General features: G+C 59.4%; 9 protein-coding genes and 1 pseudogene. 8 read left to right on the forward strand and 2 right to left on the reverse strand.

Going from position 1 to position 7,264, the window contains the following annotated elements:
* Positions 1-404 (reverse strand): annotated as a pseudogene (locus AB5Y86_RS07670) (IS3 family transposase); the annotation flags it as partial.
* Positions 405-512: 108 nt separating this feature from the next.
* Positions 513-1,127, reverse strand: a complete 615-nt coding sequence (locus AB5Y86_RS07675) for a TetR/AcrR family transcriptional regulator (protein ID WP_042079938.1) — start codon at positions 1,125-1,127, stop codon at positions 513-515.
* A gap of 201 nt (positions 1,128-1,328) precedes the next feature.
* Here AB5Y86_RS07675 and hpt point away from each other — a divergent pair, with 201 nt between their 5' ends.
* The 8 genes from hpt to AB5Y86_RS07715 all read left to right on the forward strand — a co-directional run bounded on the left by hpt (position 1,329) and on the right by AB5Y86_RS07715 (position 7,099).
* Positions 1,329-1,859 carry a hypoxanthine phosphoribosyltransferase gene (gene hpt, locus AB5Y86_RS07680; protein WP_005335618.1) on the forward strand — a complete coding sequence of 177 codons (531 nt, stop codon included), beginning with the start codon at positions 1,329-1,331 and terminating at the stop codon, positions 1,857-1,859.
* A 111-nt stretch (positions 1,860-1,970) separates the two neighbouring features.
* Positions 1,971-2,888, forward strand: a complete 918-nt coding sequence (locus tag AB5Y86_RS07685) for an ABC transporter ATP-binding protein (protein ID WP_236281581.1) — start codon at positions 1,971-1,973, stop codon at positions 2,886-2,888.
* Positions 2,885-3,658: an ABC transporter permease gene (locus AB5Y86_RS07690; protein WP_368192511.1), complete on the forward strand. Its 774-nt coding sequence runs from the start codon at positions 2,885-2,887 to the stop codon at positions 3,656-3,658. Before AB5Y86_RS07685 ends, AB5Y86_RS07690 begins: the two co-directional genes overlap by 4 nt.
* 226 nt (positions 3,659-3,884) lie before the next feature.
* A complete protein-coding gene (locus AB5Y86_RS07695; protein WP_335873816.1) occupies positions 3,885-5,036 on the forward strand; it encodes a double-cubane-cluster-containing anaerobic reductase in 1,152 nt (383 codons plus the stop codon).
* A 9-nt stretch (positions 5,037-5,045) separates the two neighbouring features.
* Positions 5,046-5,828: an acyl-CoA dehydratase activase gene (locus AB5Y86_RS07700; RefSeq protein WP_368192512.1), complete on the forward strand. Its 783-nt coding sequence runs from the start codon at positions 5,046-5,048 to the stop codon at positions 5,826-5,828.
* Complete coding sequence (locus AB5Y86_RS07705) at positions 5,825-6,133, forward strand: DUF3343 domain-containing protein (RefSeq protein ID WP_257124363.1); 309 nt, start codon at positions 5,825-5,827, stop codon at positions 6,131-6,133. Before AB5Y86_RS07700 ends, AB5Y86_RS07705 begins: the two co-directional genes overlap by 4 nt.
* Complete coding sequence (locus AB5Y86_RS07710) at positions 6,130-6,567, forward strand: MauE/DoxX family redox-associated membrane protein (RefSeq protein WP_368192513.1); 438 nt, start codon at positions 6,130-6,132, stop codon at positions 6,565-6,567. Before AB5Y86_RS07705 ends, AB5Y86_RS07710 begins: the two co-directional genes overlap by 4 nt.
* Positions 6,568-6,571: 4 nt before the next feature.
* Entirely contained in the window at positions 6,572-7,099 is a 528-nt protein-coding gene (locus AB5Y86_RS07715; RefSeq protein ID WP_013723480.1) for a rhodanese-like domain-containing protein, read from the forward strand.
* Positions 7,100-7,264 lie beyond the last annotated feature (165 nt).

The following is a 7,264-nucleotide window of genomic DNA, read 5'->3' on the forward strand; positions in this document are numbered from 1 at the left end:
AATGGTCAGCCTCTCGACTTGCCGCTGCGAGAGGACTTGCCGGGTCGCTTTTTTACGATGGAGACGCCGTAGTCATTCTTCAGTACATCGACGACTGCCTCAAAGAACTGAGCCTTCTGACTCATCAACGCCAGCTGTTGCTCGAGTTCCTTGATGCGCTGTTCGGGCGTCTGGTTGTCGGGGTCAGGCATGGTGATGCTCCTGCCGGCACGCACAGAAGCCCCCTGGCTCCAATCTTGCCGACCATGTTTACGCAACCATACCAGAACGGTGGAGCGGCCCTGAATGCCATAACGCACCTGAGCCTGTTTGTAGGTGAGCTCGCCTTTTTCAATCTGCTCGACCAGTGACAGTTTAAAAGTCAACGAGTAATCGCGCTGTGTCCGTTTCACACCTTGTCCCATCGGGTTCTCCATTTATTGGGGGAAAGGTGTAAACCATATTCAGGACGGGACAGGCCATAAAAAAACGGCGCCACTCAATGAGTGACGCCGTTTTTTCGTTAAGCCGTGTTAGCGAGCCTGAATTGGCGCCGTCACGTACTTGAACAGGAAATCAGTCACCTCTTGGCGCGCCGGGCGCTGAGGTTGATTGATCATCTGCATCATCACATAGCCGAAACCGGTCAAAGAGCGGGCCAGATCCTGTGCCGACAGCACGCTGGTGATCTCCCCTGCATCCATGGCGGTTTGCAGCTCGCTGGCGATCAGCTCAAGGCAGTGATCGAGCAGCCGGGTATAGCGGGGCCATACCTCTTCCCGAACCGATGAGCTCCACTCCAGCCAGATACCGGCATAATCCGGTTGATCGTAGGCGGCATCGACAGAGAGGCGTACATGACGCTGGATCTTGTCGAAAATGGAGCCCTGGTCACCGTATGCCTGCGACAGCATCTGGTTCACAAAGCGTTCGATCTCGGCCAGCACCTCATCTACCAACTCCTCGCGGGTGTTGAAATAGTTGAAGACCGTAGCCACAGAGACCTTGGCCTGTTCGGCTATCTCGGCGTGACCTGCACGGCCAATGCCGCGACGGGAGAACACCTCGATGGCACATTCCATCAATTGGGAGCGACGAGCTTCCGGCGACAGCCGGGTACGACGTCTTATTTCTGCGCGTGGTTCCATAGTTTTTATCATCTAATAGTTATTGATTATGGTGTTTATAGTATTTTAACTAATCATGCCTGAGTGCCTGCTAACTCTATCAATTAAAATAAGCCGATAAAAGCACCACGTATCTCTAGCACCCTTCAACATGAGTGGTAGAATCATCGGTTTTGATATTCATGAACGGCCAAATCCCCTTTGGCCTTATGGGAGTAAGTGATGAAACACACCGTCGAGGTGATGATCTCCGAGGCTGAAGTAGCCGCCCGGATCGCCAAATTGGGTGAAGAGATCACCGCCCGCTATCAGGGTTCTGACGAAGTCGTGATGATTGCGCTGCTGCGCGGTTCCTGCATCTTCCTGGCCGACCTCTGCCGCCAGTGCCAGCTGCCCATCACCCTGGACTTCATGACCGCCTCCAGCTACGGCTCCGGCATGCACAGCACCCGTGACGTCCGCATCCTCAAAGACCTGGACGATGACATCAAGGGCAAGGATGTGGTGATCGTGGAAGACATCATCGACACCGGTTACACCCTCAACAAGGTGCGCGAGATCCTCTCCCTGCGCGAGCCGAAATCCCTGGCCATCTGCACCCTGCTGGACAAACCCTCCCGCCGCGAAGTGCAGGTGCCGGTCGACTGGATTGGCTTCGCCATTCCGGACGAATTCGTGGTCGGCTGTGGCATCGACTACGCCCAGAAGTACCGCAACCTGCCGTTTATCGGCAAAGTGGTACCCCAGGAGTAAGCCAGGTTCAGGAATATCACGGGTGAAGCGGCCTTGTGCCCTTTACTCTGTGCAGGCGGCCTTGGCCGCCTTTTCTGTATCGAGCCGGATTCAACCATCACAGAGGTTGCAATGAACGCACTGGAAATCAGCGGCCTGAAAAAGACCTATCAGGGGGGCGTCGAAGCCCTTAAAGGCATCGATCTTACCGTCAGGCAGGGGGATTTCTTCGCCCTGCTCGGCCCGAACGGCGCGGGTAAGTCCACCACCATCGGCGTCATCAGCTCGCTGGTGAACAAGAGCACCGGCAAGGTGAAGGTGTTTGGCTACGACATCGACAGCGATCTGGAACAGGCCAAGGCCCAGCTCGGGCTGGTGCCACAGGAGTTCAACTTCAGCCAGTTCGAGAAGGTGATCCAGATTGTCACCCATCAGGCCGGTTTCTACGGCGTACCCAAGGCGGAAGCCAAGATCCGCGCCGAGAAGTACCTGCGCCAGCTCGATCTGTGGGAGAAGCGCGACATGCCTGCCCGCACCCTCTCCGGCGGTATGAAGCGTCGCCTGATGATCGCCCGCGCCCTGATGCACGAGCCCAAACTGCTGATCCTCGATGAACCGACCGCCGGGGTCGATATCGAGATCCGCCGCTCCATGTGGACCTTCCTCAAGGATCTCAACGAGCAGGGCGTCACCATTATTCTCACCACCCACTATCTGGAAGAAGCCGAGATGCTCTGCCGCAACATCGGCATCATCGACAAGGGTCGTCTGATCGAGAACACCAGCATGAAGAATCTGCTGGGCAAGCTGGGTCGCGAGACCTTCCTGCTCGACCTTGCGCCAGGTTCTGCCGTACCCGAGGTGCCAGAGTTCAACGGCCGCATGCCGGATGAACGCACCCTTGAGGTGGATCTCGACAAGAGCCAGTCACTCAACAGCCTGTTCGAGCAACTGTCAAACCAGCAGGTGCAGGTCGTGAGCATGCGAAACAAAGCCAACCGGCTGGAAGAGCTGTTCGTCAATCTGGTCGAAGAGGGGAGAAAAGCATGAATCTGGCCATCTATTACATCGCCTTCAAGAGCATTCTGGCCAAGGAGGTGAGCCGCTTTACCAGGATCTGGATCCAGACCCTGGTGCCACCGGCCATCACCATGAGCCTCTATTTCGTCATCTTCGGCAACCTGATCGGTTCGCGCATCGGTGACATGGGCGGCTTCACCTACATGGAGTTCATCGTGCCCGGCCTCATCATGATGTCGGTGATCACCAACGCCTACTCCAACGTTGCCTCCTCCTTCTTCAGCGCCAAGTTCCAGCGCAATATCGAGGAGATGCTGGTCGCGCCGGTGCCCAACTACGTCATCATCGCCGGTTACGTGGGCGGTGGCGTAGCGCGCGGCCTCTGTGTCGGCCTCATCGTCACCCTGGTATCGCTGTTCTTCGTGCCGCTGCAGATCCACCATCTGTTCAGCGTCTGCGTGACCGTGCTGCTCACCGCGATCCTCTTCTCGCTGGGTGGCCTTATCAACGCGGTGTTTGCCAAGACCTTCGACGACATCAGCATCATCCCCACCTTCGTGCTGACACCGCTCACCTATCTGGGCGGGGTGTTCTACTCCATCAGCCTGCTGCCCCCCTTCTGGCAGAGTGTCTCCCAGGTGAACCCCATCATCTACATGGTGAACGCGTTCCGTTACGGTTTCCTCGGTATCTCCGATGTGCCGCTCGGCACCGCCTATCTCATCATCATCGGCTTTATCGTGGCCCTCTACGGTATCGCCTGGTGGCTTATCTCCCGCGGTACCGGACTGCGCCACTGATGACCATAACGGGCACCTCGCGGTGCCCGTTTTTTATTCCCCCTGTAGCCCCTTCAACCTGCCAGCCCCCTTCTCAATAACCTGCCTGTCATTAAGGATTTACCTGACACCTTGTGATCCACCGCAATTTTCGAATTACCCCCAAAGGTATAATTCTCGCGGTTGGATGTGCCGTCACGGATGGCTCGTCCGTCTCTTCATTTCTCTCATCAGGGCAGGATCGCCTATGTCACTTATCACCGAGTTGCCAGCCATATTCGATAGTTTTTCAGATGCCCGTCGTCAGGGCTTTCTGGCTGTAATGGCACTCAAGGAGCGACAGATCCCCCTGGTCGGCACCTACTGTACCTTTATGCCGCAGGAGGTGGCGATGGCCGCCGGCGCCGTGGTGGTATCGCTCTGCTCCACCAGCGACGAGACCATCGAGGAGGCCGAGAAAGACCTGCCCCGCAACCTCTGCCCGCTGATCAAGAGCAGCTACGGTTTTGGCAAGACCGACAAGTGCCCCTACTTCTACTTCTCCGATCTGGTGGTGGGGGAAACCACCTGCGACGGCAAGAAGAAGATGTACGAGTACATGGCCGAGTTCAAACCGGTGCATGTGATGCAGTTGCCCAACCGCGCCGATGACGAGGCCTCCCGCACCCTGTGGCGCAGCGAAATCGTCCGCTTCAAGGAGTTGCTGGAGCAGCAGTTCGGCAAGCCCATCAGCGAGCAGGCATTGCGAGACGCCATCGTGCTGAAAAACCGCGAGCGCCGCGCGCTGGCCGATTTCTACCGGCTGGGCCAGCTCAATCCGCCGGCACTCAGCGGTACCGACCTGCTCAAGGTGGTCTATGGTGCCACCTTCCGCTTCGACAAGGAGCAGCTCATCAGCGAGCTGCAGGAGATGACCCGCCGCATCAAGGTCGAGTATGCCGAGGGCAAGCGGCTCGATGCCCGCCCGCGCATCCTCATCACCGGCTGCCCCATCGGCGGCGCAGCCGACAAGGTGGTGCGCCTCATCGAGGAGCACGGCGGCTGGGTGGTGGGTTACGAGAACTGCACCGGCGCCAAGGCAACCGAGCAGTGCGTCAGCGAAAAGGGCGACCCGTTCGATGCGCTGACCGACAAGTATCTGGCCATCGGCTGCTCCTGCATCTCCCCCAACCACCAGCGCATGAATCTGCTGAGCCAGATGGTGGAGGAGTATCAAGCGGACGGAGTGATCGATGTGATCCTGCAGGCTTGCCACACCTATGCGGTGGAGTCGCTCGCCATCAAGCGCCATGTGCGCGAACGCCACGGTATCCCCTACATGGCAGTCGAGACCGACTACTCCAGCGCCGACAAGGGACAACTGGCGACCCGGCTGGCTGCCTTTATCGAAATGCTGTGAGGAGGCGTAGTGTCACTCTCCATCGGGATTGACTCGGGCTCCACCGCGACCAAGGGGATCCTGTTCGACCACAAGGATGGCGGGCGTATCGTCCGCCGTTTTCTGGTGCCGACCCCCTTTCGTCCGCTGGCCGCCATCGAGCAAGGCTGGGAGACGCTCTCGGCCGATTTGCCAGAGCGCCCCCATCTGACCCTGACCGGTTATGGCCGCGATCTGGCGTCATTCGCCGATCGGCGGGTTACCGAGATCTCCTGCCATGGGCTGGGGGCTCGCCTGCTCTGCTCGTCGGTACACACCGTCATCGACATCGGCGGGCAGGACAGCAAGGTGATCCAGCTCGATAGCGACGGCAACCTCACCGATTTTCTGATGAACGACAAGTGCGCCGCCGGCACCGGTCGCTTTCTCGAGGTGATCACCCGCACTCTGGGAGCTCGGGTCGAGCAGCTTGACGAACTGCTGCAAGAGGCCGAGCCCCACGACATCAGCAGCATGTGCACCGTGTTTGCCGAATCGGAGGCGATCAGCCTGCGCTCGGCGGGCATTCCGGCCGAGTCAATCCTGGCCGGTATCGTCCGCTCCATGGCCCGGCGCAGTGCCAACTTTATCGGCCGCCTCGGCGCCCGACCGAGCGTACTCTTTACCGGCGGTGTCAGCCACTGCGCCACCTTCCGCCACTATCTGGCCGAAGGGTTGGGCTGCGAAGTGGCCACCCACCCGGATGCCCAGTTTGCCGGTGCGCTGGGTGCCGCCCTGTTCGGCGCGCGCGCCAGCACGGGAGGCAAATCATGAATCAGGAGTTTCTCTACCTGTTCCACTCTACCCTCGGCACGGTCAGACTACGCAAGCGGCTGGAGCAGCACGACCAGTCGTTTCGGGTCTGCGACGTGCCGCGCCTGCTCAGCGCCGGCTGTGGCCTCGCCATTCGCCTCCACTGCCCGCCAGATGAGTGGCAGCAGTGGTGCCAGCGCGGTGAAACCGCTGCCGTCTTTCGCTGCGAAGCGGACGGCGACTATCAGGAGCTGGCCCGCTATCCGGCCGATAGCCCGGACATGGCGAAGCAAACGCCTGTGGCTGGCAGTCGGAGTCATGGATGATAAAGATCTATCCCATGGCCGTTTATCTGCGCATGCTGGCCAATCTGGCTCTGGGAGGATTCTTCCTCGCCTCCGCCGGGTTCAAGCTGGTCTCCCCCGCCCTGTTTGTCGAACAGATCGCGGCCTTCGGGCTGGTCTGGCCGTCACTGATCCCGCCAGTGGCCTGGGGGCTGATCGCCCTTGAGCTCTGTGCTGGACTTGCGGTCATCGCCAACCGGCGCTGGGGACTCTGGCTGGTGATCGGGCTGCTCGCCCTGTTTATTCCGGTGTTGGGCTATGGCGTTGCCATCGGGCTCGACATCTCTTGCGGCTGTCTGGGCAGGGCTGATCTCAGCTCGTTGCCGGAGGCCATTGTGCGGGATCTGCTGCTACTGACGCTTGCGGGCGCCCTGCTGCGAACTTCCCGCCCCGTTTTTCCCGTTCTAAAGGAGTAGTGACATGATGACATTGCGATCCCGCACTCTGCTGGCCTCGCTGATCGCCGCCAGCTTTGCCCTCGCGGGCTGTGGCGACAACCAGTTCGAGCAGGAGGTGAAGCTGGAGCAATCGGCGGTGCAGCTGGCACAGGAGGCGCAGCAGGGGGGCTATCAGCTGCTGACCGTGGCCGAGCTGAAGACCCGCATGGACAAGGGCGAGGAGCTGGTGATCATCGACACCATGCCCTATGAGGACTCCTACAAGAAAGAGCACATTCCGGGCGCCAAAAACTTTGTCTTCGTGAAGGAGGCCAAGTCCGGCGACAACTGGAGCGAGATCGTCGAGGGAAGCGGCACGGCGGAACAGTTCCAGGCGCTGCTGGGTGAAGACAAGTCCCGCCCGGTGGTGATCTACTGCGGCTTCGTCAAGTGCGGCCGCAGCCACAACGCAGCCGCCTGGGCGGTGACTCAGGGCTATCAGCAGGTCTATCGGGTGCCGGGCGGCATCTTTGCCTGGAAAGGCGCCGGTTACCCCGTCTCTGCCGAGTAACCGCGTCTGCCCACAAGGCAACACAGCCGATATGAAAGAAGCCCGCAACTGCGGGCTTCTTTCATATTAGTGTCCCGTCCTGAATATGGTTTACACCTTTCCCCCACATAAATGGAGAGCCCGATGGGACAAGGTGTGAAACGGACACAGCGCGATTACTCGCTG

Origin of the sequence: Aeromonas sp. s8 (assembly GCF_040907785.1) — a bacterium.
Lineage (GTDB): Bacteria > Pseudomonadota > Gammaproteobacteria > Enterobacterales > Aeromonadaceae > Aeromonas > Aeromonas veronii.